This is a genomic window from Duganella sp. GW821-FHT07F09, from assembly GCF_059418705.1.
The window spans coordinates 951,252-972,124 of the sequence record NZ_JBWKQJ010000001.1 but is presented as its reverse complement, the minus strand read 5'-3'; the positions used below and the strand labels follow the sequence as shown (position 1 = coordinate 972,124).

Below are 20,873 nucleotides of genomic sequence, written 5' to 3'. Positions count from 1 at the left end.
GGACTACCAGCTATAACCAGCCTTGGCGTAATAATACCGGCCATTAAACCCGTTCGGCGCCCAGCCGCTGTACAGGTTGATGCCGTTGAGGTTGAGGTTGGCCACCGACGTGATCGTGTCCGGATACTTGTCGGTCACGTTGTCCACGCCCAGGCTCAGGCGCCAGTTCTTGCTCAGCTTGACGCTGGCCGACAGGTCCAGCACCCATTGCGGATCGTACACCTGATCCTGCGCCGGATTGTTCTGCGGCACCGTGAAACTGCCATAGCGGGTGATTACGCCGCGCGCGTTCCAGGCGCCCAGGGTGTAGTCCGTCGCCAGGCTGAACTTGTCCTTCGGCGAGCCGACGGTCAGGCGGTTGATGGTCTGACGGTCGATCAGGGTCAGCGTGTTGGCGGTCAGGATGGCTGGATTGGCGTTGACGTGCTGCACGGTGTTTTTATTACGGTTGTACGCCAGCGTGAAGTCGTAGCGGCCGGCGCCAGCAAGATCCCAACGATAAGTGCTGACCACGTCGACGCCGGTGGTGCGGGTGTCGATGGCGTTGGTGAAATAGCGGCCGGCGCCCACCAGGATGCCCTGGTTGGCCAGCGCGTTGCGCAACGGGGTGGACAGCGTCATGCTGGTCGACAGCGCGATGCGGTCGTCGATATCGATGCGGTAGGCGTCGACGCTGGCGCTCCAGTTGCGGGTGGGCTGCACTTGCAGGCCGACGCTGTAGTTGCGGGCCTTTTCCGCCTTCAACGGCTCGGCGCCCAATGCGCTGGCGGCGGCGCTACCGACCGCGAAGGTGCCGGTCTCGATCGGGGTGTTGACGTTGTTAATCACCGAGAAGTTTGTCGTCGTGATCGTGTAGAACTGCTGCGCCAGCGACGGCGCGCGGAAGCCGGACGAGGCCGTCGCGCGCAGCGACACCTGCGGATTGAACGCGTAACGGGTCGAGCCTTTGACCGAGGTGGTGTTGCCGAAGTCGCTGTAGCGCTCGTGGCGCACCGCCGCCGACGCCGAGAACTGCCTGGTGATATCGGCTTCGAAGTTGGCGTAGATTGACTTGTTGTGGCGGCTATTCTTGCCGGCGTTGACCGGACGGAAGCCGGAGAAACCTTGCGCGCCGCTGCGGTCGTAGGAGGCCGGATCGCCGGCGCCAATCTCGTATTGTTCATGACGTGCCTCGACGCCCAGCGCCACCGTCAGCGGACCGGTGAAGGCGGCCACCGGGAATTCCTTGGCCACGTCGAAGTTGAACAAGCCCTGCGTGTTCTGCAGCAGGCCGGCGTAGAAGTGCGTCGGGCTGCTGGCGCCCAGATCGAAGTTGGCGGTGTTGTCGAGATTGAGCCGGAACTTGTTGCTGCCGTAGTTCAGGCTGGCGTCCCAACGCCAGCCGGACAGCTCGCCGCGCAGGCCGGTCACCAGCGACTGGTCGGTCGAGGTGCTGTTTTGCAGCGGCAGGAAGCCCTCGGGATACAGCGCGCTGCGCAACACCGGCGGCAAGCTTTGGTTGGTATTGGTGTAGGCGGTGCGCCAGGTGGCCGCCGCAGAGGTCTTGCGCTCGCCGAAGTTGGCGAAGGCGTACCAGTCGATATCGTCGGTGACGCGGTACTGGCTGTTGACGAAGATGCTGCGCGGATGGCTTTCCGGATCGCCGTAACGCTGGTTGACTTGGCCGTAGCGCGGTTCACGCGAATCCCGTACATCGGCGCCTGCTCGGTTGGTCGGATCGCGCTCGGCGGCCTCGATGGCCACGCGCACCCAGCCCTGGTCGCCCAGGCTGAAGCCGGTCGAGCCGCGCAGGGTGCGCTGCTGGCCGTCGCCTTCCTTGTACTCGCCGTAGCCGACTTCGATGTCGCCGCCGGCCGCGCCTTTTTTGAGGATGATGTTGATCACGCCTGCGATCGCGTCGGAGCCGTACTGGGCCGCCGCGCCGTCGCGCAGCACCTCGATGCGTTCGATCGCCGCCAGCGGGATCGCGTTCAGGTCGACCGGCGCCGAGCCGCGCCCCTGGGTGCCGTTGACGTTGACCACGGCCGAGGTGTAGCGGCGCTTGCCGTTGACCAGCACGAGGGTTTGATCGGGCGACAGGCCACGCAGCTGGGCCGGACGGACGGCGTCGCTGGTGTCGGCGCCGGACGGGCGCGGGAAGTTCATCGACGGCACCAGGCGGCCGAGCACGGTGGCCAGTTCGGTCGAGCCGCTGGCCTGCAGTTCGCGCGCGCTGATGATGTCGACGGGCGACTCGGAATCGATGGTGCGGCGGTTCTTGGCGTAGGTGCCGGTGACGACGACCGACTGCAGCTCGCCGTCGGCGGGCGCGTCCTGGGCGAAGGCGGGGATGACGATGGTGGCGATCAGCGTGCTCAGCAAAAGCGGTGTGGCGGTGTGGCGTGTGGTCATGTGGCGGTCTCGTGTGCGAAAGTGGTGGCACAGCATAGCAGCCGCACAATTGAACACCAACGAACCATTGCGTCTAAAGATATACCCCCGCTCCGGGGTCGGGTCCACCATTTCTACACGGGCTGATCTGTCATGCGTTGTCGGCGGCGCATGCATGGCCGATTACGGCGTGCCGCCTCTTAACGCCTACCGGCAGGTAGGCGGTCCCTTCGATGGGCCCCGGGGCGGTTAGCGGGCCTCGCCCGCTAACCGCCCTACGTGGTTTAGAAGTAATCGCGCTTTACTGGCCGGGATTGGGCAATGTCGCGTGGATGGCGTCGATCTGCGCGATGACGTCCGGCGTGAGCGTGACGTCGTGGGCGTCGATGTTTTCCTTCAGTTGCGCCAGGCTGGTCGCGCCGATGATGGTCGAGGCCACGCACCAGCGGCCGTAGCACCACGCCAGCGCCAGTTGCGTCGGCGTCAGGCCGTTGTCGCGCGCGAGCTCGGTGTATTGCGCGACCGCCGCCAGTACCGTCGGCCGCAGGTAGCGCGGGCTCCAGGTCGGCGGGAAGATCGTCAGCCGGCCGCGCGTGTTCGGGTCGTCGTGGTATTTGCCCGTCAATTGGCCGAAGGCCAACGGGCTGTACGCCAGCAGGCCGACGTTTTCGCGGAAGCAGGTCTCGTCGAGGAAACTGGTCTCGTAGTGGCGCGCCGTCAGGTTGTACAGGTTCTGGATGGAGGCGATGCGCGGCAAGCCCTTCATCTCCGACTGCTTGATGAACTCGCTCACGCCCCAGCATGATTCGTTGGAGACGCCGATCGCGCCGATCTTGCCTTCCTTGATCAGCTCGCCCAGCGCGGCCAGCGTTTCCTCGACGGCCACGCATTCGCGCTCAAGCTGCGGATTGAAGACGCTGGCGCCGAAGATCGGCACGTTGCGGCTGGGCCAGTGCAATTGGTATAAATCGATATGGTCGGTTTGCAGCCGCCGCAGGCTGGTGTCGACCGCCGCGCGCAGGTTGGCGGCGTCGAAGTTCTGCTTGCCGCCGCGCACCCAGCCGATATTCGGATTCGGACCGGCGGCCTTGGTCGCCAGTACCACCTTGTCGCGCATCCCGGATTTCTTTAGCCAGGTGCCGATGAAGCGCTCGGTGGCACCCTGCGTTTCGGCGCGCGGCATGACTGGATACATCTCGGCGGTGTCGATGAAATTCACGCCGCGCTCGACCGCGTAGTCGAGCTGGCTGTGGGCGTCCGCCTCGGTGTTCTGCTCGCCGAACGTCATCGTCCCCAGGCAAATCTTCGTGACCTCCAGATCGCTGGAACCAAGTTGTATCTTCAGCATGCCCGCTCCTTAATGTCCGCGCACGGCCCGCGCGCAATCGTTGACCAGCGCAGGGCCAGCGTAGATCAGGCCGCTGTACAACTGCACCAGTTGCGCGCCGCAGTCCATTTTGACCTTGGCGTCCGCACCGCGCATGATACCGCCAACGCCGATAATCGGCAGGGCGTCGCCCAGTTCGGCCTTGAGCAGGCGGATCACGGTGTTGGACAGCTCGAACACGGGCGCGCCCGACAGTCCGCCCGCCTCGGCGCCGTGGCGCATGCCGGCCACGGCGTCGCGGCTCAGGGTGGTGTTGGTGGCGATGACGCCGTCGATCTTGTGGCGCAGCAGCGCGTCGGCGATGTTCTTGACCTGGTCGCCGTCCATGTCCGGCGCGATTTTCAGGGCCAGCGGCACGTAGCGCTTGTGCTGGTCGGCCAGGCGCGCCTGCGCGTCCTTCAACTGCGCCAGCAGGCCGTCGAGCTCGGAGCCGCCTTGCAACTGGCGCAGGTTCTTGGTGTTCGGCGAGGAGATGTTGACCGTCACATAGCTGGCGTAGGGATAGACTTTTTGCAGGCAGTGCAGGTAGTCGTCGGCCGCGCGCTCGATCGGCGTGTCGGCGTTCTTGCCGATGTTCAGGCCCAGCACGCCGGCCTTGTCCTGGTAGAAGCGCGACGCTTGCACATTGGCGACGAAGGCGTCGACCCCGCCGTTGTTGAAGCCCATGCGGTTGATGATGGCGTGCGCGGCCGGCAAGCGGAACATGCGCGGCTTGGGGTTGCCCGGCTGGCCGCGCGGGGTGACGGTGCCCACCTCGATCGAGCCGAAGCCCAGGTCTGCCAGCGCGTCGATGAAGGCGCCGTCCTTGTCCAGCCCTGCGGCGAGGCCGACCGGATTCTTGAACGTGACACCCATCACGGTGCGCGGGTCGGCCGCCGGTTGCTTGACCAGCTTGGTCAGGCCCAGCGCGGCGGCGCGTTTGAGCGCGGGAAGGGTGAAGTGGTGCGCGGCTTCGGCGTCCATCGAGAACAGCAGCGGACGGGCCAGGGAATACAGGAATTTTTCGGACATGAGGGGGCTCTGGTTGTTGGCCCCGGTATTTTATCAGCGTTTGATCAGCGCAAATCAGGCCTCCAGCACGCTCCACACGCCCTTGATGCGCGCTTCCAGCGGTTTGAAGTTGGTTTTATAGGACATTTTCGGGCTTTCCCTGATCCAGTAGCCCAGGTAAATGTAAGGAAGGCTCAGCTCGCGCGCCTGGGCGATTTGCCACAGCACGTTGAAGGTGCCGTAGGAGGCGCCCTCGACATCGGGATCGAAGAAGGTGTAGACCGACGACAAGCCGTCCGACAGCACGTCGATGATGCTGACCATGCGCAGGGTGCCGCCGGGCTCGCGGAATTCCACCAGCCGCGTGTTGACCCGGCTTTGCAGCAGGAACTGGGCGTACTGGTCGCGGCTGTCCTGGTCCATGCCGCCGCCGGCGTGGCGCTTGCTCTGGTAGCGCAGATACAGTTCGTAGTGTTCGTCGGAAAACTGCAGGGTGGCGACGCCGGCGCGCAGGTCGGCGTGCTTTGCCCAAGCGCGGCGCTGGCCGCGGTTGGGGGCGAACTGATCGACCACCACGCGCACCGGGATGCAGGCCTGGCAACCGTCGCAATATGGTCGATATGTAAAGATGCCGCTGCGCCGGAAGCCGTTCTTGACGAGTTCGGAGTAGACGTCGGCGTTGATCAGATGGGAAGGCGTAGCCACCTGCGAGCGCGCCTGGCGCGCGTCCAGATAGCTGCAAGGGTAGGGCGCCGTGGTGTAAAACTGCAGCGTCGCGAAAGGCAGATCGTTCAGGTGCGTCATGCACGTCCTATCGATGGCGAAGTTCTGATCCTGTTCCAGTCCTGATGATAGCGCTTAGTTGTGTACAGCGCTGTCACCTTTAGCTTAACTGCCCGCAGCTAGCGGTGCAATGGGTTCCCACACGGTGATTTGCGGCAATTCAATATTGTTGCGCAGATGCGCCAGGAATTGCGCGCGCGGAATCGGCGCCGCGCCCAGCGAGGCCAGGTGGCCGGTCTCTTGTTGGCAATCGATCATCTTGACGCCGTGCCGGCGCAGAAAGCCCACCAGGTAGGCCAGCGCGATCTTGGAGCCGTCGGTCACGCGCGCGAACATCGACTCGCCGTAGAACATGCGGCCGATCGAGACGCCGTAGGCGCCGCCGACCAGCTCGCCGTCCAGCCATACCTCGGCCGAGTGCGCGTAGCCGAGCCGGTGCAGGCCCGTGTAGCCTTCGATGATGTCCTCCGAGATCCACGTGCCGGGGCCGTCCCGGCGCGGCGCGGCGCAGGCGCGCATGACCTCCTCGAAGGCGCTGTCGAAGCGCACCTGCCAGCGCCCGCCGGCCGCCATCTCGCGCTCGACCTTGCGCAGCGTCTTCTTCAGGCTGTCGGAGATGCGGAAGCGCTCGGTCATCAGCACCATGCGCGGATCGGTGCTCCACCACAGGATGGGCTGGCCTTCCGAAAACCACGGGAAGATGCCGTGCCGGTAGGCCATCAGCAAACGCTGCGGCGACAGGTCGGCGCCGGCTGCCAGCAGGCCGGGCGCCTCGGACGTCAGCGCCTGCGAGACGTCGGGGAACGGCGTGTCGCGTTCGAGCCAGGGGATCACGTCGGTTCCGTGTCCGAACGCATCGCGCGGGTGATGTCCTGGGCGTGGAAGCCGTAGTCGGTGCTCTTGTTTTCCCGCATGCGCGCGCGGTCGGCGAAGAACAATTCCAGGGTGGTGCGGATGGTGGGGAAGGCCAGGTCGTCCCACGGGATCTCCGCCTCGCTGAACATTTGCACGTCCAGGCTTTCCTCGCCGGGGGCGAAGTCGAGGTCGAGCAGGGTGGCCAGGTAGAACATATGGACCTGGTGCACGCGCGAGACGTTCAACAGTGAAAACAGTTTACCCAGTTCGATGTTGGCGCCGGCCTCCTCCTGCGTCTCGCGCATCGCCGCCTCGGCCGTGGTTTCATCGTTTTCCATGAAGCCGGCCGGCAGGGTCCAATAGCCGTGGCGCGGCTCGATCGCGCGCTTGCACAGCAGGACTTTCAACTCGCCGTCGCGTTCCCACACGGGGATCGTGCCCAGCACCATTTTCGGGTTTTGGTAGTGGATGGTGGAGCAGCTTTCGCAGACGTAGCGGGGACGGTTGTCGCCGGCTGGTATCAGCAGGCTGACGGGGGAGGCGCATTCGGAACAGAATTTCATAGGGGACGGTGCTCAGGGGCGGATATTTTTGTTCATATTAGTTACTTTACACCGATTGCGCCACGCACGGGATTGGCTACGGCGGCAAGGGAATGCATTTATTTGGACTATCACGCGCGATTTCAGGATTAACATTGCCTAAATTGCTGAACTGCCCTATAATGATTGCACAGACGCGGGGTGGAGCAGTCTGGCAGCTCGTCGGGCTCATAACCCGAAGGTCACAGGTTCAAATCCTGTCCCCGCAACCAAATTCGAAAGCCGTTGATTCTTTTACAGGGATCAGCGGCTTTTTCTATTGTGCGGCGCTTTATGGCAAATAGTCGGGGTCGAGCAGTTGATCCTTGATGAATGGCATCGTGGCGGGGAAGGCCGACTTGGGCAGGCGTGTTTCGTCTGCGGCGAGGGCCACGGCCCTTGCGTAGTTTCGCGTTGCGCAATTGTCCAGCAGCGGTTTTAGACTGGGCATTTCTTCCATGAGATCGGCGATGCCATAGCGTTGTTCCCTGATCGAACGCAGCCAACTGCCTGAAATGTGGTCCGGTTGTACTTTCCATTTCAGCAGATGCATCATTAATTGCACGATGCGGTTTTTGAATTCGTGCCTTTCCTTGCTACCCATGCTCTCGAGCTCCTCGATCAAATGTTCAAGGTCCAGTCGTTCGAATTGCTTGGCGCGCAGTAGCTCGGCCTGGCTTTGCAGCCAGACGAGAAAGTCCGTGTCGTAATCGGTGTTGATGTGATCGTCCATGGGGCACCTCCGCCAGCGTAATGCGGTCGTCGGAACTTTACTTTACGCCCGCTCAAAGGGGCGGGCAAGTCAGGCCGGCGGCAACGTGGCGCAGGATGCGCGGATGAAATCGAGCATGGCCGGCGTGACCCAGGTACCGGTGAGTAATCGCGGTTCTTGCGTGTGGGCGTGGCGTATTTTTTCCAGCGTGGCCGGGTTGTCGCCGATGCGGGCGCTGAATAATGTCATCCATTCGCGGGCCAGCGCTTGCGATGCCGGATCGGCGGGATCGGCGCCTGCTTCGAGTTGCCGGTGGACCGCCGCGATCAGCGCCATCCACTCCGCGCCATGCTGGCTGGCGCCGACGCGCATGCGGTGCAACTCATCCTCGTCGAGATAGTCGGCGTAGAGCGCCAGTTTGTGTTCTCCGAACGCTTCGATCACGTACTGCTTCAGTCGCGGCGTGATCCCCGTGTGCAGTTGGGCGGCCGGTTCCATCTCCATCATCACGGTGATGCGGCGCGCGAAGTCTGGATTGGCGGCGGTGTCGCGTTCGAGCATTTGCATCCAGCGCTCGGCCAGTTGGCGTGGCTCGGCGTCGGCCGGCGGAACGCCTTGCCGAATCAGGTCCTGTATCTGCGTCACCAGCGCGGCCCAGCCGCTGTTGCGGCGCGCGTCCTGCTGCCAGAAGGGCAGGCGGTGCAATTCGTCCTTGGTGAAGTATTTGTCGTAGAGGTTCATCAGCTCCAGCGTGGATAGCCAGTCGGCCAGTTCCGGCTCGCCGCCGCCGGCCATCTGCCGGTGCAGGTGCGAGAGCTGTTCGCGCAGCGCGCTCGCTTGCGCGATTTGCTGGTCGAGCGTGGCGATCTGCTGCGCGACGACGTCGGCGAAGGGCGCGTCGGGACTGGCGAGGAAGGTGGCGATATCCGCCAGCGACATGCCGAAGCGGCGCAGCGCTTGGATCTGGTGCAGGCGGGCGACGTCGGCGCGGTTGTAGAGGCGATAGCCGGAATCGGTGTGCGCCGATGGCGTCAGCAGTCCGATGCTGTCGTAGTGATGGAGGGCGCGCACCGTGAGCCCGGAGCGCGCGGCCAGCTCGCCGACTTTCAGCACGGCGTGATTGCGATGTTCTTTCATGCGCGATAGTGTACGCCAGCCGGGAATGTCACGTAATCACGTAGGGCGGATTAAGCGGAACGCCGTAATCGGCCATGCACGAGCCGCCGACGGCGCATGCATGGCCGATTACGCTGCGCTAATCCGCCCTACGTGATTCCGATGTGTTGTTGGCGATGGCGTCCGTCGGTAGTTTTAGCAGCAAGGCCAGTAGCGACGCCAGTTCGGCGCGCATGTCGCGCCGGTCGACGATCATGTCGATGGCGCCGCGTTCGAGCAGGAACTCCGGACGCTGGTAGCCTTCCGGCAGCGTCACCCCCAAGGTGCTTTTGATGACGCGCGCGCCGGTAAAGGCGATCAGCGCCTTCGGTTCGGCGATCACCAGGTCGCCCAGGAAGCAGAACGAGGCTGATATGCCGCCGGATGTGGGGTCGGTCAGCACCGAGACGAAGGGCAGTTTCTTCTCCGCCAATTTGGCCAGCATGGCGGTGGTTTTCGCCATTTGCATCAGCGACAGCAGGCCTTCCTGCATGCGCGCGCCGCCGCTGGCGGTGATGCAGACGAATGGCACATGCTGGTCGATCGCGGCCTGCACGCCGCGTACGAAGCGCTCCCCGACCACCGATCCCATCGAGCCGCCCATGAAGTCGAATTCGAAGCACGCCACCACCACCGGCACCGACAGGATGGCGCCGCCGATGACGATGATCGCGTCGGTCTCGCCGGTCGCTTCCATCGCCGCTTGCAGGCGCGCCGGATAGCTTTTGCTGCCCTTGAACTTGAGCGTGTCGACCGGCAGCACTTCCTGGCCGATCTCGTGACGGCCGCCCGCGTCGAGCAGGGCGTCGAGACGGGCGCGGGCACGGATACGCAGATGGTGGCTGCATCCGGGGCAGACGTGCAGATTGGCTTCGAGATCGGCGCGGTAGAGCACCGCCTCGCATGCCGGGCACTTGATCCAAAGGCCGGCGGGTATCGATTGGCGCGGTTCGGCGCCGTTGCGGTTGAAACGCGGGGGTAGCAGTTTTTCGATCCAGCTCATGGCATCCTTGATAGTGTCGGAGATGCCGGAATCGTAAAGCCTGACGTTACGTCAGGATCAAGCGGAATCTTTGTCGTCGCTGTCGCCGCGCGGGTGCAGGCTGGCCCACAAGTGGGCGGCGGCCATCGTGCGGTGGGGCGCGTAGCGGGCCAGGATTTGTTCGGTACGCGGCATGTCCGGTTTCGTTTCTTCACCCAGCAGCTGTTGTAGCGCCGCGCGGATGGCGACGTCGCCGTGCAGTGAGCAGTCGGCGTAGCCGTAGCCACGCAGCAGACCATAGTTGACCGTCCAAGGGCCGATGCCTTTGACTGCCAGCAGCGCCGCCGAGATCTGTTCGATGCTGTTGGCGGGTGTGACGTCCAGTCGCAGTTCGCCGCTGGCGACCAGATTCGCCAGCCGCAGCAAGGTCTCCGCCTTGGCACGCGAGAATTTGCGGCTGGTCAGATCGTCGATGCCCAGTTTTATCGCGTCGGCGGCCTCCGGGTAGCACCACAAGCCGCTGCTGTGCTGGCGGCCGGCCTGCAAGATGAACGTGCGGCGCAGCGAGATCGCGAATGACAGGTTGATTTGTTGGCCGATGATGGCCCAGGTCAGCGCTTCGAACACGGTGGCCGATTGCACGATGCGCAGTCCCGGCTGCGCCACGGTCAAGGGGCCGAACATGTCGTCCTTGGCGGCGAAGGCGCAGAATGGTTCCGGATCGATGCGTAGCCCGAGGATGTTGAGCGCCGCTTCGCGCACGCGCTGTTGCGCGGCTTTGGATAGTTTGCCGTCGGCGTGCACCGTGCAGCTGGCGCTGGTGGGCGCCAGCGCAATGTCCAGCACCACCGGTACGCCGTCCAGCACTATCCCTTTGCGCAGGCGCGTGTCGCCGACTTCTTCGGCCACGCTTTCAGTGTCGCGGCTGTGGAAGGCCAGTACGTCGTGCAGGCGGTAGTTGGCCGGCAGGTCGAGCGCGAAGCTTTTCATGTGGGCTTGGTTTTGCGCAGCGCGCCGAAGTTGGGGCGGAAGCCGGTGACCAGCGCCGTGCCGGCGATAACGATGGCGGCGCCGGCGATGGTGTACCAGCCGACCGTCTCGCCGAGGAACAGCGTGCCCCACAAAATGCCGAACAAGGGGCTGAGGAAGGTAACCGTCAGCGCCGACGACGGGCCGACATCCTGGATCAGGCGGAAGTAGATCAGGTAGGCGATGCCGCTGCACAGCACACCGAGCGCGATCACGGCGCCCATGATGCCGATGGTCGGCTCGCCCGGCGCCGGGAAGAACGGCACAATCGGCAGCACCAGCAGCGTGGACGCCCACATCGAGCCGTGCGCATTGGACAGCGGTTCGACGTCCTTGACCGATTTGGCGTAGTTGCTGGCGATGCCGTAGTTGAAGGAGGCGAACAGCACGGCGGCGATGGCGAGGCCGGCGCCGGGTTTGGTGCTGACATGGTCGAAGCCGACCAGCAGCGCGACGCCGCATGCGCCCAGCACAAGGCCGAGCATGACTTTGCCGCTGACCATCTGGCGAGTGAGGGCGGCGGCGATCAGGGTGCCCCACAGCGGCGTGGTGGCATTCAGCACCGCCAGCAGGGAGGCCGACAGCGTGCGCGCGGCGAAGGCGAACATCAGAAACGGTAGCGCGGAGTTGAACAGGCCGAGGATGAGGTAGTGCTTCCAATGCTTGCGCAGGTTGAGCGGTTTTTTCAGCACGACCGCGATCACCGCCAGGAAGAGGGAGGCGAACAGCACGCGGTATTCGATCAGGACGGCGGCGCCCAGCACCGGCGCGGCGATCCGCATGAACAGGAAGGAGCCGCCCCAGATGGCGGCCAGGAAGATCAGGCGGAGGAGGTTGGCGGTGCTCATGCGGGTTCCAGTTGGCGTGTGCTTTGTCGATTTTTTCGTAGGGCGGATTAGGCGGAACGCCGTAATCGGCCATGTTTGCGTCGCCGACGGAGTATGTATGGCCGATTACGCTACGCTAATCCGCCCTACGTGGTTCCGTCTCTCCGCTTCTTGCTTTTGAACTTATACAGCGCCGCTGTCGACCGCGCAGACGGTGTCGCCCGGCGCCGCCGGCGAGGCGGCGTGCGGGATCAGCATCGTCGTCGGTACGCCGTTTTTGATCGCAGTCAGCTCCGCCAGGATCGAGATGGCGATCTCCGACGGCGTTTTGCTGCCGATGTACAGCCCTATCGGTCCGTGCAGGCGCGCCAGCTGCTCCGGCGTCAGGTCGAATTCCAGCAGCCGCTCGCGGCGCTTGCTGTTGTTCAGCCGCGAGCCGATCGCGCCGACGTAAAACGCGTCCGACTTCAACGCCTCCATCAGCGCCAGGTCGTCAAGCTTGGGGTCATGCGTCAGCGCGACGACGGCGCTGCGGTGATCCAGCTTCATCGACAGCACGATATCGTCAGGCATGTCGTGCACCAGCTGCACGCCGTCGACGTGCCAGCCGGCGCGATATTCCTCGCGCGGGTCGCAGACGATGACGTGGTAGTCCATCGCGGTGGCGATTTGCGCCAGGAAGCGCGAGAGCTGTCCGGCGCCGATGATCAGCAGCCGCCAGCGCGGTCCGTGCAAGGTGACCATGGCGCGCTCGCTCACTTGCATCTGGGCGCCCGCCGCCGCCTTCGACAACTCGACATCGCCGGTTTGCAGATCAAGCCGGCGCTGCACCAGTTCGTGCTGGTCGAGACGTTCCAGCAGCTCGGCGACGCGGCTACGCTCCGACAGCGGTTCGATCGACAGTTCGATGGTGCCGCCGCAGGGCAGGCCGAAACGGTGCGCCTCGTCGGCGGTGATGCCGTAGCTGACGATTTCGGGCAAGGTGCGGCTGATGCCTTCGTCGCGCACGCGCGCGATCAGGTCATCCTCGATGCAGCCGCCCGAGACGGAGCCGATCACCGTGCCATCTTCGCAGATGGCCAGGGTCGCGCCGACCGGACGGGGACTCGAGCCCCAGGTCTTGATGACGGTGATAAGTTCGCAGCGGCGCCCGGAGGCGATCCACGCGGCGCTGGTTTTGAGTACTTCGAGATCGATGCTGTCCATGGATGGAATATACTACGGCTCTACAAAGCTTGCAGGAACTGCCATGACCGACCACAAGGAAGACGACGGCTCACCCAAATTCGGCCGGCTGTTGATCGTGCTGATTATCGCCGTGGTGTTTTGCGGCGCCCTGACCTGGCTGATGGGTACCGTGTTCCCGGATTTCCCGAACATCCGCTAAAGCCTGCGCGAAGTTAGCGCTTGCACACCCTCGCCAGCGCCTTTTCGAACGGGCTGCCCGGGGCCACTTCCTCGGGGCTGAATTTTTCGTAGATATAGTTCTCGACCGGTTCGCCCCTGCCCATCGTTTCGGGATAGAACACCTGCGACAGCATCACCGCCGTGCGGTCCTCGCAGGAATACAGGTGCTGCGCCTTGACCGAGCGATAAGGCTTGCCCTCGGGCGTCTGCTGCGCCTTGGTGTAGGAGTGCAGCGACCACACCTTGCGGGTCTTGTCTTTTTTGACCACCTTGGTGCTATCGATGTAGAAGACGTTGCCCGGAGCCGAACTGACTTTGCGCCATTGCGCCGCCTGGGCCACGCCCGATACGGCCATCGACATCAGCAAGGCCGCCACCAACGCCGGTTTTTGCATGCGGGTCACGGCACCAGCGGCTTCTTGGCCGCCTGCTTGCTTTTGATTTCGGCGACGGTCTTGTCGATCGCGGACAGGCGGTAGTTGATGCCCGGGTGGTTGGCGGTGTACCCGTTCAGCACCGAGGCCGGATACTGGCTGGCCAGCCGCTGCCAGAAGGCGCGCGCCTGCGCGGTGCTGTAGCCGGCCCGGGCCACCATGTACAGCGACAGCGAATCGGCGGCCGCGTCGAGCTCTTGCGGCATCGGCTTGATGCCGGCGCTGCCGATCAGCATAGACAGGTCCGGCCGCACCGCGACCAGATTGTCGATGATGCTGCCGACCGTGTAGGCCGACCGTGTTTTGGCGGCGTGGCCCAGCACATTGTGCGCGATGTCCTTGGCCAGCACATAGGCGATGGCTTCGTCGGTCTGCGCGAAGTTGACCATGCCGCGCGTGATCATCACGCGCTGGCCGTCCGAGTAGGCGTTGATATTGTCCGAATTGCCGATGTCGATCTTGAAGGCGCAGGCGCGCGTGACCGGCACCTTGAGCGCCTGGTTGACGCCTTTGCGTTCGACGATCAGGTTGAGCGTCTGGTTGTTGGCCACCAGGGGGCCGAGCACCCCGGCCGCCTCGGTCTCGGCGTGTTGGCCGGTCGGCAGGCTTTTGCCTTCGGCCGCCAGCAGCACGTCGCCCTTGCGCAGGCCCACGCGCGCGGCGCCGCTGCCCGTCAGCACGCTGGCCACTTCCAGCCGGTCGCCGTAGTTCAGCACCGCCTGCGCGGCGTCGACGAACTCCCCGGAGTACGAGTATTTATTCTTGGCGGTGAAGCCGAGCAGGTTGCGGGCCTGGTTGCGGCACAGGTCCGCGTTGTTGATCAACAGCGGGCCGGCGATGCGGTACAGCCGGTCCTGCAAGGCGACCATTTGTCCCAGTGCCTGGCGTGCCGCTGCCATTTTGGCGGTGACCACCGGCGCGCCTTCGTCGACGGTGCGCGCGACCACCGGACCCTGTTCGGGTTCGGCCGTCCCGGAGGTGAAGGTCGAACAGGCCGACAGCAGCATCGCCGTGGCCAGCAGGGATACAGTGGCGAATTTCTTCGAATTGTTTTGCTGGACCATCCCTAGTCTCCGTATTTTTTTAGTGTTTTCCGGTGCTTCCAAAACCGCCGGCACCGCGTTCGCTGGTATCGAATTCTTCGACGACGTTGAAACCGACTTGCAGGACCGGAACGATGATCAGCTGCGCCAGGCGCTCCATCGGGTTCAGGGTGAAGGCGCTGTTGCCCCTGTTCCACGTCGAAATCATCAACTGGCCCTGATAATCGGAATCGATCAAGCCTACCAGATTCCCCAGTACGATGCCGTTCTTGTGGCCCATGCCGCTGCGCGGCAGGATCATGGCGGCGTAGCCCGGGTCGGCGACGTGGATCGCCAGGCCGGTCGGAATCAGCACCGTCTGGCCGGCTTCGATGGTGATCGGCGCGTCGATGCAGGCGCGCAGATCGAGGCCGGCCGAACCCGGGGTGGCGTAGGCCGGCAACTGGTCTTTCATGCGCGGGTCGAGGATTTTGACGTCGATGTTTTTCATGCGTTTACTTTGTTATTTTGCGAACAGCGAATGCTGCGAGATGCGTTTGGAGATTTCGGAAATCAGCTGGCGCGCCAGGGTCAGTTTGTCGGCGCGCGGCAGGATGGTGTGGCCGTTTTCGTCGAACAGGATGATGGTGTTGTCGTCCTGGCCGAAGGTGTGGTGGCCGATGTTCCCGACCAGCAGGGGAATGCCTTTTTTCTCACGCTTGTCGGCGCCGAACTGGATCAGGTTTTCCGATTCGGCGGCGAAGCCGACGCAGTACGGATGGCCGGCCAGCGAGGTGCGGGCGGCGACGGTGGCCAGGATGTCCGGATTCTGTTCGAACTTCAGATCCGGCACCGAGCCGTCCGGATTCTTCTTCAGTTTCTGTTCGCTCGAATTGGACACGCGCCAGTCGGCAACGGCCGCCACGGCGATGAAGATATGCTGGTGGTCGACGTTGGCCAGCACGGCGTCGTGCATCTGCATCGCGCTTTGGACGTTGATGCGCTGCACGCCGAACGGCGCCGGCAGCGCGGTCGGGCCGGACACCAGCACCACTTCGGCGCCGGCTTCACGCGCCGCGCGGGCCACCGCATAACCCATCTTCCCGGACGACAGATTGGTGATGCCGCGCACCGGATCGATCGGTTCGAAGGTCGGGCCGGCGGTGATCAGGATGCGTTTGCCGGCCAGCACTTTCGGCTCGAACGACGCGATCAATTCCTCCAGCAGCTGCGCCGGTTCCAGCATGCGGCCCATGCCCACTTCGCCGCAGGCCTGGTCGCCGGCGGCCGGGCCGAAGATGACGATGCCGTCTTCTTCGAGCTGTCGGGCGTTGCGCTGGGTGGCGGGGTTCTGCCACATCTCCACGTTCATCGCCGGCGCCACCAGCAGCGGCACGCGGCGCGGGCGCGCCAGGCACATGGTCGACAGCAGGTCGTCGCAGACGCCGTGCGCCAGCTTGTACATGAAGTCGGCGGAGCAGGGCGCGATCAGGATCGCGTCGGCGTCGCGGGTGACGTCGATGTGGGCCATGTTGTTGTCCACGCGTGGGTCCCACTGGCTGCTGAACACCTTGTTGCCCGACAGGGCTTGCATGGTGACGGCGGTGATGAAGTGGGTCGCGGCGTCGGTCATCACCACTTGCACCGAGGCGCCGGCCTTGGTCAGCGCGCGGCACAGTTCCGCCGCCTTGTAGCAGGCCACGCCGCCGGACAGGCCGAGGACGATTTTTTTACCAGTCAGTTCCATGATGCCGCTCTCCCGCTTATTTGTTCACGCGCCGCAGTTCGTCGAGGATGAACAGCGCCGCGCCGATGCAGATGGCCGCGTCGGCGATGTTAAACGCCGGGAAGTGGCCCCAACCGGCCCAGTGGAAATCGAGGAAGTCGATCACGTGGCCGTACAGCAGGCGGTCGATGACGTTGCCGATCGCGCCGCCGAGCACCAGCGACAGCGCCCAGGAGAACATGCGTTGCCCACCATGCTTTTTCAACAGGTAGATGATGTAGACGGCGGCGGCGATGCCGATGCCGGTGAAGAAATAGCGCTGCCAGCCGCCGGCGTTGTGCAGGAAGCTGAAGGCCGCGCCCTTGTTATAGGCCAGCACCAGGTTGAAGAACGAGGTGACAAATTTTTCCTCGCCCAGCTGGAAGGTGCGGGTGATGGTGATCTTGGTCAGCTGATCGACCAGCATGATGATGAAGGCGATGCCGAGCCAAGGGATCAGACTGGAGGACGACTTGGTCGGGAAGATTTTTTTAGTGGCCATAAAATATCAGAGAGGTTCGTGGCGACGGCGCCGCCGATTTCTTGTGAAAATCGGCGGGCCCAATATTAAGCGAACTTGCGTTTTTCGCCCGCACCAAACAGATTGCTGTGGCAACGGCCGCAGAGCGTCGGATGGTCCGCGTGCGCGCCGACGTCGGCGCGGTAGTGCCAGCAACGCTCGCACTTCTCGGCCGTGGAGGCGGCCACTTCGACCGCTTCATCGGCTTCGGCGGCCACTTCGACGGCTTGCGCCAGCGACGTGATGAAGACGAATTTGAGGTCGTCCTCGAGGCTGGCGAGCAGCTTGTATTTGTCGCCGGCGGCCTTGATGGTCAGCTCGGCCTGCAGCGACGAACCGATCGCGCCCGAAGTGCGCAAATCTTCCAATTGCTTGGTCACGTCGGTGCGCACCGCGCGCAGGGCGGTGTACTTGGCCAGCAGCGCTTCGGCGTCGGCCGGTTCCGGCAGCTGCCACCACGTCTGCGTGAAGATGGTCTCGTCGCTGGCCTTGAACGCTTCCTCGCCGGCGAAGATGGCCCAGGCTTCCTCCGCCGTGAACGACAGCGCCGGCGCCATCACGCGCAGCAGGCTTTGCGTGATGTGCCACAGCGCGGTCTGCGCCGAACGGCGCGCGTGCGAGCCGACGGCCGACGTGTACAGGCGGTCCTTGAGGATGTCGAGGTAGAAGCCGCCCAGGTCCTCGGAGCAGTAGTTCTGCAGCTTGGAGTAGACCGGCTGGAACTCGTACTGCAGATAGTGCTCGGCGATTTCCGCCTGCAGCGCGGCCATGTTGGCGATCGCGTAGCGGTCGATTTCCAGCAGCTCGGCGACCGGCACGGCGTCCTTGGCGGCGTCGAAGTCCGACAGGTTGGCCAGCAGGAAGCGCAAGGTGTTGCGGATGCGGCGATAGGCTTCCGTCACGCGCTTGAGTATCTCGTCGGAGATCGACAGTTCGCCGGTGTAGTCGGTGGTGGCCACCCACAGTCGCAGCATGTCGGCGCCCAGCTTGTTCCAGACGTCCTGCGGCGCGACGGTGTTACCGACCGACTTGGACATCTTCTTGCCTTCGCCGTCGACCACGAAGCCGTGCGTCAAGAGCGCTTTGTACGGCGGCACGCCGTTCAGCATCGAGGACGTCAGCAGCGACGAGTGGAACCAGCCGCGGTGCTGGTCCGAGCCTTCCAGGTACAGGTCCGCAGGGAAGGCCGATTGCTCCTTGTGCGAGCCGCGCAGCACGGTCTGGTGGGTCGAGCCGGAGTCGAACCAGACGTCCAGCGTGTCCTTGTTCTTCTCGTACCCGGCCGCCTCGTCGCCGATCAGGTCTTTCAGGTCGAGCGCCAGCCAGGCGTCGATGCCGCTCTTTTCGATCAGTTTGGCGACCTGCTCCAGCAACTCCGGCGTGCGCGGATGCAGCGCGCCGGTTTCCTTGTGCACCACGAAGGCCATCGGCACGCCCCACTGGCGCTGGCGCGACAGGGTCCAGTCGGGGCGGTTGGCGATCATGCCGTGCAGGCGCGCCTGGCCCCAGTCCGGGAAGAACTTGGTCTCGTCGATGCCTTTGAGCGCGGTTTCGCGCAAGGTGGCGCCGCCGTCCTTCGGCTTGACGTCCATGCCGGCGAACCACTGCGAGGTGGCGCGGTAGATGATCGGCGTTTTATGGCGCCAGCAGTGCATGTAGCTGTGGTCGAACATCTTCACTTCGAACAGCGCGCCGGCTTCTTTGAGCGCGCCGCAGATCGGCTTGGACGCTTCCCAGATCGTCATGCCGCCGAACAGCGGCAGGGTCGAGGCGAATTTGCCGTCGCCCATGACCGGGGTCAGGATCTGTTCGTCCTTCATGCCATGCGCGCGGCAGGAGATAAAGTCGTCCAGGCCATAGGCGGGCGCCGAGTGCACCACGCCGGTGCCGCTTTCGGTGGTCACGTACTCGGCCAGGTACATCGGCGACAGGCGGTCGTAGAAGGCGTCGGCCGCGTGCAGCGGGTGGCGGAAGCCGATGCCTTCCAGCGCCGCGCCATGGCAAGTGGCGATGGTGACGCCTTCGAGCTTGAAGCGCGCCAGCGACGATTCGACCAGGTCCTGCGCCAGGATCAGCAGCAAAGGCTGGCCGTCACACTCCGTCTTCACCAGCGCGTAGATCACCTCCGGATTGACGTTGAGCGCCTGGTTGGACGGGATGGTCCACGGGGTCGTGGTCCAGATGACGACGAAGCCGTTTTCGGTCGGCAGGCTATCGAGGCTGAAGGCCTTGGCAAGCTTGTCGAATTCGGCGAACTTGAAGCCGACGTCGATCGCCGGGTCGCGCTTTTCCTGGTATTCCACTTCCGCCTCGGCCAGCGCCGACTGGCAGTCGAAGCACCAGTTGACCGGTTTCAGGCCGCGATAGACATAGCCTTTTTCCAGCAGGGTGCCGAGCGCGCGCAGTTCGTCCGCCTCGTTCGAGTAGTTCATCGTCAGGTAGGGATTCTGCCATTCGCCCAGCACGCCCAGGCGGATGAAGTCCTTGCGCTGGCGGTCGACCTGTTCGAGCGCGTAGGCGCGCGCCTTGGTCAGCACCTCGGCGGTCGGCAGGTTTTTGCCGTACTGTTTTTCGATCTGGATCTCGATCGGCATGCCGTGGCAATCCCAACCCGGCACATACGGGGCGTCGAAGCCGGCGAAGCCGCGCGACTTGACCACCATGTCCTTCAAGATCTTGTTGACGGCGTGGCCGATGTGGATGTCGCCGTTGGCGTACGGCGGGCCGTCGTGCAGGATGAATTTCGGACGGCCGGCGGCGGCCTTGCGCACGCGCTCGTAGATTTTCTTTTCCTGCCATTGCTGCACCCAGTCCGGTTCGCGCTTGGCCATGTCGCCGCGCATCGGGAACGGGGTTTCGGTCATGTTGACCGGGTATTTGCTTTCAGGTTTCTTCGGGGCTTTGCTTTTATCGGACATGTTTTTTCTTCAGTGAAGTATGCGGGAATTCTGGATAGCCGGCGCGCGTAGCTGATCGCGCGCTCAAATTCGGTCGGTGGCGTTGGTCGCGCTAACGAGGTCGCCGAGGTCGCCGCCAGTGGCGTCATCCCGTTGCGCGAAGTAGGCGCGGGCGATGTCGGCGTCGCGGTGGATGGCGGCGGTCAGGGTCGGCAGATCGACGTATTTTTCCTCGTCGCGGATCTTTTGCAGGAATTCGACGCGCACCTGCCTGCCGTAGCAGCCCTGGTTGAAGTCGAACACGTGCACTTCCAGCAGCACGCGGCCGCTGTCGTCGACGGTCGGGCGCACGCCCAGGCTGGCGACGGCCGGCAGCGGCCGCTCGGCCAGGCCGTGTACCTGGACGATGAAGATGCCGGACAGCGCGGGCCGGTGCGGCACGCGCAGGTTGAGGGTGGGGAAGCCCAGGGTGCGGCCCAGCTTCTGGCCGTGGATCACATGGCCGGAGATGGCGTACGGATGGCCCAGCAGCGCCTCGGCGTGGCCGAAGTCGCCCCCGGCCAGCGCGGCGCGCACGGCCGACGACGAGATGCGGGTGGTGCCGTTCATCACCGTCGGCAAGGTCTCGACGTGGAAGCCGTATTGTTTACCCGCCTCCAGCAGCATTTGGACATTGCCGGCGCGGCGCGCGCCGTAGCAAAAGTCGTCGCCGACCATCAGCCATTTGACGTGCAAGCCCTCGACCAGCACCTTTTCGGTGAATTCCTGGGGCGTGAGGGCGGCGAACGGCGCCGAGAAGTGCTCGACGATGACGCGGTCGATGCCGTTGTCCGACAGCGATTGCAGCTTGTCGCGCAGGTTGGCGATGCGCGGCGGCGCCTTCGACGGGTCGCCGGCCTTGTTGGCGAAGAATTCGCGCGGATGCGGTTCGAAGGTCATCACCGCCGCTTCCAGGCCGAGGCCGGTGGCGGCGCCGCGCACGCGGGCCAGCAACGCCTGGTGGCCGAGGTGGACACCATCAAAGTTGCCGATCGTAAGCGCGCACGGCGCGCGCGCCGCTGCGTTGGGGAGACCTCGAAATACCTTCATGGGAATCTGGGGGAACTATCGCTAAATGGAGGATTATACGGTTTGTTTCGGCGATGCACATCCGCAAA

The 20,873-nt window shown here is 64.1% G+C and carries 20 protein-coding genes and 1 tRNA gene; 2 read left to right on the top strand and 19 right to left on the bottom strand.

Going from position 1 to position 20,873, the window contains the following annotated elements; genetic code table 11:
- Positions 1–3 precede the first annotated feature (3 nt).
- The 6 genes from AC07P1_RS04425 to AC07P1_RS04400 all read right to left on the bottom strand — a co-directional run bounded on the left by AC07P1_RS04425 (position 4) and on the right by AC07P1_RS04400 (position 6,948).
- Positions 4–2,391 carry a TonB-dependent receptor plug domain-containing protein gene (locus AC07P1_RS04425; RefSeq protein ID WP_494694668.1) on the bottom strand — a complete coding sequence of 796 codons (2,388 nt, stop codon included), beginning with the start codon at positions 2,389–2,391 and terminating at the stop codon, positions 4–6.
- Positions 2,392–2,671: 280 nt separating this feature from the next.
- Entirely contained in the window at positions 2,672–3,718 is a 1,047-nt protein-coding gene (locus AC07P1_RS04420) for an aldo/keto reductase (RefSeq protein WP_494694667.1), read from the bottom strand.
- Between the two features lie 9 nt (positions 3,719–3,727).
- Positions 3,728–4,768 (bottom strand): quinone-dependent dihydroorotate dehydrogenase, encoded by a 1,041-nt coding sequence (locus tag AC07P1_RS04415; protein ID WP_494694666.1) that lies wholly within the window; start codon positions 4,766–4,768, stop codon positions 3,728–3,730.
- Positions 4,769–4,822: 54 nt separating this feature from the next.
- Complete coding sequence (locus tag AC07P1_RS04410; RefSeq protein WP_494694665.1) at positions 4,823–5,551, bottom strand: arginyltransferase; 729 nt, start codon at positions 5,549–5,551, stop codon at positions 4,823–4,825.
- An 84-nt stretch (positions 5,552–5,635) separates the two neighbouring features.
- Positions 5,636–6,364 (bottom strand): leucyl/phenylalanyl-tRNA--protein transferase, encoded by a 729-nt coding sequence (gene aat, locus AC07P1_RS04405; RefSeq protein WP_494694664.1) that lies wholly within the window; start codon positions 6,362–6,364, stop codon positions 5,636–5,638.
- Positions 6,361–6,948: an NUDIX hydrolase gene (locus tag AC07P1_RS04400; RefSeq protein WP_494694663.1), complete on the bottom strand. Its 588-nt coding sequence runs from the start codon at positions 6,946–6,948 to the stop codon at positions 6,361–6,363. The genes aat and AC07P1_RS04400 overlap by 4 nt, the downstream gene beginning before the upstream one ends.
- Before the next feature lie 174 nt (positions 6,949–7,122).
- Here AC07P1_RS04400 and AC07P1_RS04395 point away from each other — a divergent pair.
- Positions 7,123–7,199 (top strand) — tRNA-Met (locus tag AC07P1_RS04395).
- A 59-nt stretch (positions 7,200–7,258) separates the two neighbouring features.
- Here the strand turns inward: AC07P1_RS04395 and AC07P1_RS04390 are convergent.
- From AC07P1_RS04390 to AC07P1_RS04365, 6 genes are all read right to left on the bottom strand, one after another.
- Entirely contained in the window at positions 7,259–7,699 is a 441-nt protein-coding gene (locus tag AC07P1_RS04390) for a DUF29 domain-containing protein (RefSeq protein ID WP_494694662.1), read from the bottom strand.
- Between the two features lie 69 nt (positions 7,700–7,768).
- A complete protein-coding gene (locus AC07P1_RS04385; protein WP_494694661.1) occupies positions 7,769–8,815 on the bottom strand; it encodes a MerR family transcriptional regulator in 1,047 nt (348 codons plus the stop codon).
- A 118-nt stretch (positions 8,816–8,933) separates the two neighbouring features.
- On the bottom strand, positions 8,934–9,836 hold the full coding sequence (accD, locus tag AC07P1_RS04380; RefSeq protein WP_494694660.1) for an acetyl-CoA carboxylase, carboxyltransferase subunit beta: 903 nt from the start codon (positions 9,834–9,836) through the stop codon (positions 8,934–8,936).
- A 57-nt stretch (positions 9,837–9,893) separates the two neighbouring features.
- Positions 9,894–10,805 (bottom strand): DNA-3-methyladenine glycosylase family protein, encoded by a 912-nt coding sequence (locus AC07P1_RS04375; RefSeq protein WP_494694659.1) that lies wholly within the window; start codon positions 10,803–10,805, stop codon positions 9,894–9,896.
- Positions 10,802–11,692 (bottom strand): DMT family transporter, encoded by an 891-nt coding sequence (locus tag AC07P1_RS04370; RefSeq protein WP_494694658.1) that lies wholly within the window; start codon positions 11,690–11,692, stop codon positions 10,802–10,804. The genes AC07P1_RS04375 and AC07P1_RS04370 overlap by 4 nt, the downstream gene beginning before the upstream one ends.
- A gap of 162 nt (positions 11,693–11,854) precedes the next feature.
- On the bottom strand, positions 11,855–12,877 hold the full coding sequence (locus AC07P1_RS04365; protein WP_494694657.1) for an XdhC family protein: 1,023 nt from the start codon (positions 12,875–12,877) through the stop codon (positions 11,855–11,857).
- A 43-nt stretch (positions 12,878–12,920) separates the two neighbouring features.
- Here AC07P1_RS04365 and AC07P1_RS04360 point away from each other — a divergent pair, with 43 nt between their 5' ends.
- On the top strand, positions 12,921–13,058 hold the full coding sequence (locus AC07P1_RS04360; protein ID WP_471707622.1) for a hypothetical protein: 138 nt from the start codon (positions 12,921–12,923) through the stop codon (positions 13,056–13,058).
- Between the two features lie 13 nt (positions 13,059–13,071).
- Here AC07P1_RS04360 and AC07P1_RS04355 read toward each other — a convergent pair whose 3' ends face one another.
- The 7 genes from AC07P1_RS04355 to AC07P1_RS04325 form a co-directional block, all read right to left on the bottom strand.
- Positions 13,072–13,473 (bottom strand): surface-adhesin E family protein, encoded by a 402-nt coding sequence (locus AC07P1_RS04355; RefSeq protein WP_494694798.1) that lies wholly within the window; start codon positions 13,471–13,473, stop codon positions 13,072–13,074.
- A gap of 5 nt (positions 13,474–13,478) precedes the next feature.
- Complete coding sequence (locus tag AC07P1_RS04350; protein WP_494694656.1) at positions 13,479–14,576, bottom strand: M48 family metallopeptidase; 1,098 nt, start codon at positions 14,574–14,576, stop codon at positions 13,479–13,481.
- Positions 14,577–14,595: 19 nt separating this feature from the next.
- Complete coding sequence (dut, locus tag AC07P1_RS04345; protein WP_315218741.1) at positions 14,596–15,045, bottom strand: dUTP diphosphatase; 450 nt, start codon at positions 15,043–15,045, stop codon at positions 14,596–14,598.
- A gap of 12 nt (positions 15,046–15,057) precedes the next feature.
- Positions 15,058–16,281: a bifunctional phosphopantothenoylcysteine decarboxylase/phosphopantothenate--cysteine ligase CoaBC gene (coaBC, locus tag AC07P1_RS04340; protein WP_494694655.1), complete on the bottom strand. Its 1,224-nt coding sequence runs from the start codon at positions 16,279–16,281 to the stop codon at positions 15,058–15,060.
- A gap of 16 nt (positions 16,282–16,297) precedes the next feature.
- A complete protein-coding gene (gene lspA, locus AC07P1_RS04335) occupies positions 16,298–16,801 on the bottom strand; it encodes a signal peptidase II (RefSeq protein ID WP_494694654.1) in 504 nt (167 codons plus the stop codon).
- A 65-nt stretch (positions 16,802–16,866) separates the two neighbouring features.
- Positions 16,867–19,737 (bottom strand): isoleucine--tRNA ligase, encoded by a 2,871-nt coding sequence (ileS, locus tag AC07P1_RS04330; protein WP_494694653.1) that lies wholly within the window; start codon positions 19,735–19,737, stop codon positions 16,867–16,869.
- A 63-nt stretch (positions 19,738–19,800) separates the two neighbouring features.
- Complete coding sequence (locus AC07P1_RS04325) at positions 19,801–20,805, bottom strand: bifunctional riboflavin kinase/FAD synthetase (RefSeq protein ID WP_494694652.1); 1,005 nt, start codon at positions 20,803–20,805, stop codon at positions 19,801–19,803.
- Between the last annotated feature and the right edge of the window lie 68 nt (positions 20,806–20,873).

Coding starts and splice junctions, on each gene's coding strand:
- AC07P1_RS04425 (WP_494694668.1), bottom strand. CDS start 2,391: ATGACCACACGCCACACCGCCACACCGCTTTTGCTGAGCACGCTGATC.
- AC07P1_RS04420 (WP_494694667.1), bottom strand. CDS start 3,718: ATGCTGAAGATACAACTTGGTTCCAGCGATCTGGAGGTCACGAAGATT.
- AC07P1_RS04415 (WP_494694666.1), bottom strand. CDS start 4,768: ATGTCCGAAAAATTCCTGTATTCCCTGGCCCGTCCGCTGCTGTTCTCG.
- AC07P1_RS04410 (WP_494694665.1), bottom strand. CDS start 5,551: ATGACGCACCTGAACGATCTGCCTTTCGCGACGCTGCAGTTTTACACC.
- AC07P1_RS04400 (WP_494694663.1), bottom strand. CDS start 6,948: ATGAAATTCTGTTCCGAATGCGCCTCCCCCGTCAGCCTGCTGATACCA.
- AC07P1_RS04390 (WP_494694662.1), bottom strand. CDS start 7,699: ATGGACGATCACATCAACACCGATTACGACACGGACTTTCTCGTCTGG.
- AC07P1_RS04385 (WP_494694661.1), bottom strand. CDS start 8,815: ATGAAAGAACATCGCAATCACGCCGTGCTGAAAGTCGGCGAGCTGGCC.
- accD (WP_494694660.1), bottom strand. CDS start 9,836: ATGAGCTGGATCGAAAAACTGCTACCCCCGCGTTTCAACCGCAACGGC.
- AC07P1_RS04375 (WP_494694659.1), bottom strand. CDS start 10,805: ATGAAAAGCTTCGCGCTCGACCTGCCGGCCAACTACCGCCTGCACGAC.
- AC07P1_RS04370 (WP_494694658.1), bottom strand. CDS start 11,692: ATGAGCACCGCCAACCTCCTCCGCCTGATCTTCCTGGCCGCCATCTGG.
- AC07P1_RS04365 (WP_494694657.1), bottom strand. CDS start 12,877: ATGGACAGCATCGATCTCGAAGTACTCAAAACCAGCGCCGCGTGGATC.
- AC07P1_RS04360 (WP_471707622.1), top strand. CDS start 12,921: ATGACCGACCACAAGGAAGACGACGGCTCACCCAAATTCGGCCGGCTG.
- AC07P1_RS04355 (WP_494694798.1), bottom strand. CDS start 13,473: ATGCAAAAACCGGCGTTGGTGGCGGCCTTGCTGATGTCGATGGCCGTA.
- AC07P1_RS04350 (WP_494694656.1), bottom strand. CDS start 14,576: ATGGTCCAGCAAAACAATTCGAAGAAATTCGCCACTGTATCCCTGCTG.
- dut (WP_315218741.1), bottom strand. CDS start 15,045: ATGAAAAACATCGACGTCAAAATCCTCGACCCGCGCATGAAAGACCAG.
- coaBC (WP_494694655.1), bottom strand. CDS start 16,281: ATGGAACTGACTGGTAAAAAAATCGTCCTCGGCCTGTCCGGCGGCGTG.
- lspA (WP_494694654.1), bottom strand. CDS start 16,801: ATGGCCACTAAAAAAATCTTCCCGACCAAGTCGTCCTCCAGTCTGATC.
- ileS (WP_494694653.1), bottom strand. CDS start 19,737: ATGTCCGATAAAAGCAAAGCCCCGAAGAAACCTGAAAGCAAATACCCG.
- AC07P1_RS04325 (WP_494694652.1), bottom strand. CDS start 20,805: ATGAAGGTATTTCGAGGTCTCCCCAACGCAGCGGCGCGCGCGCCGTGC.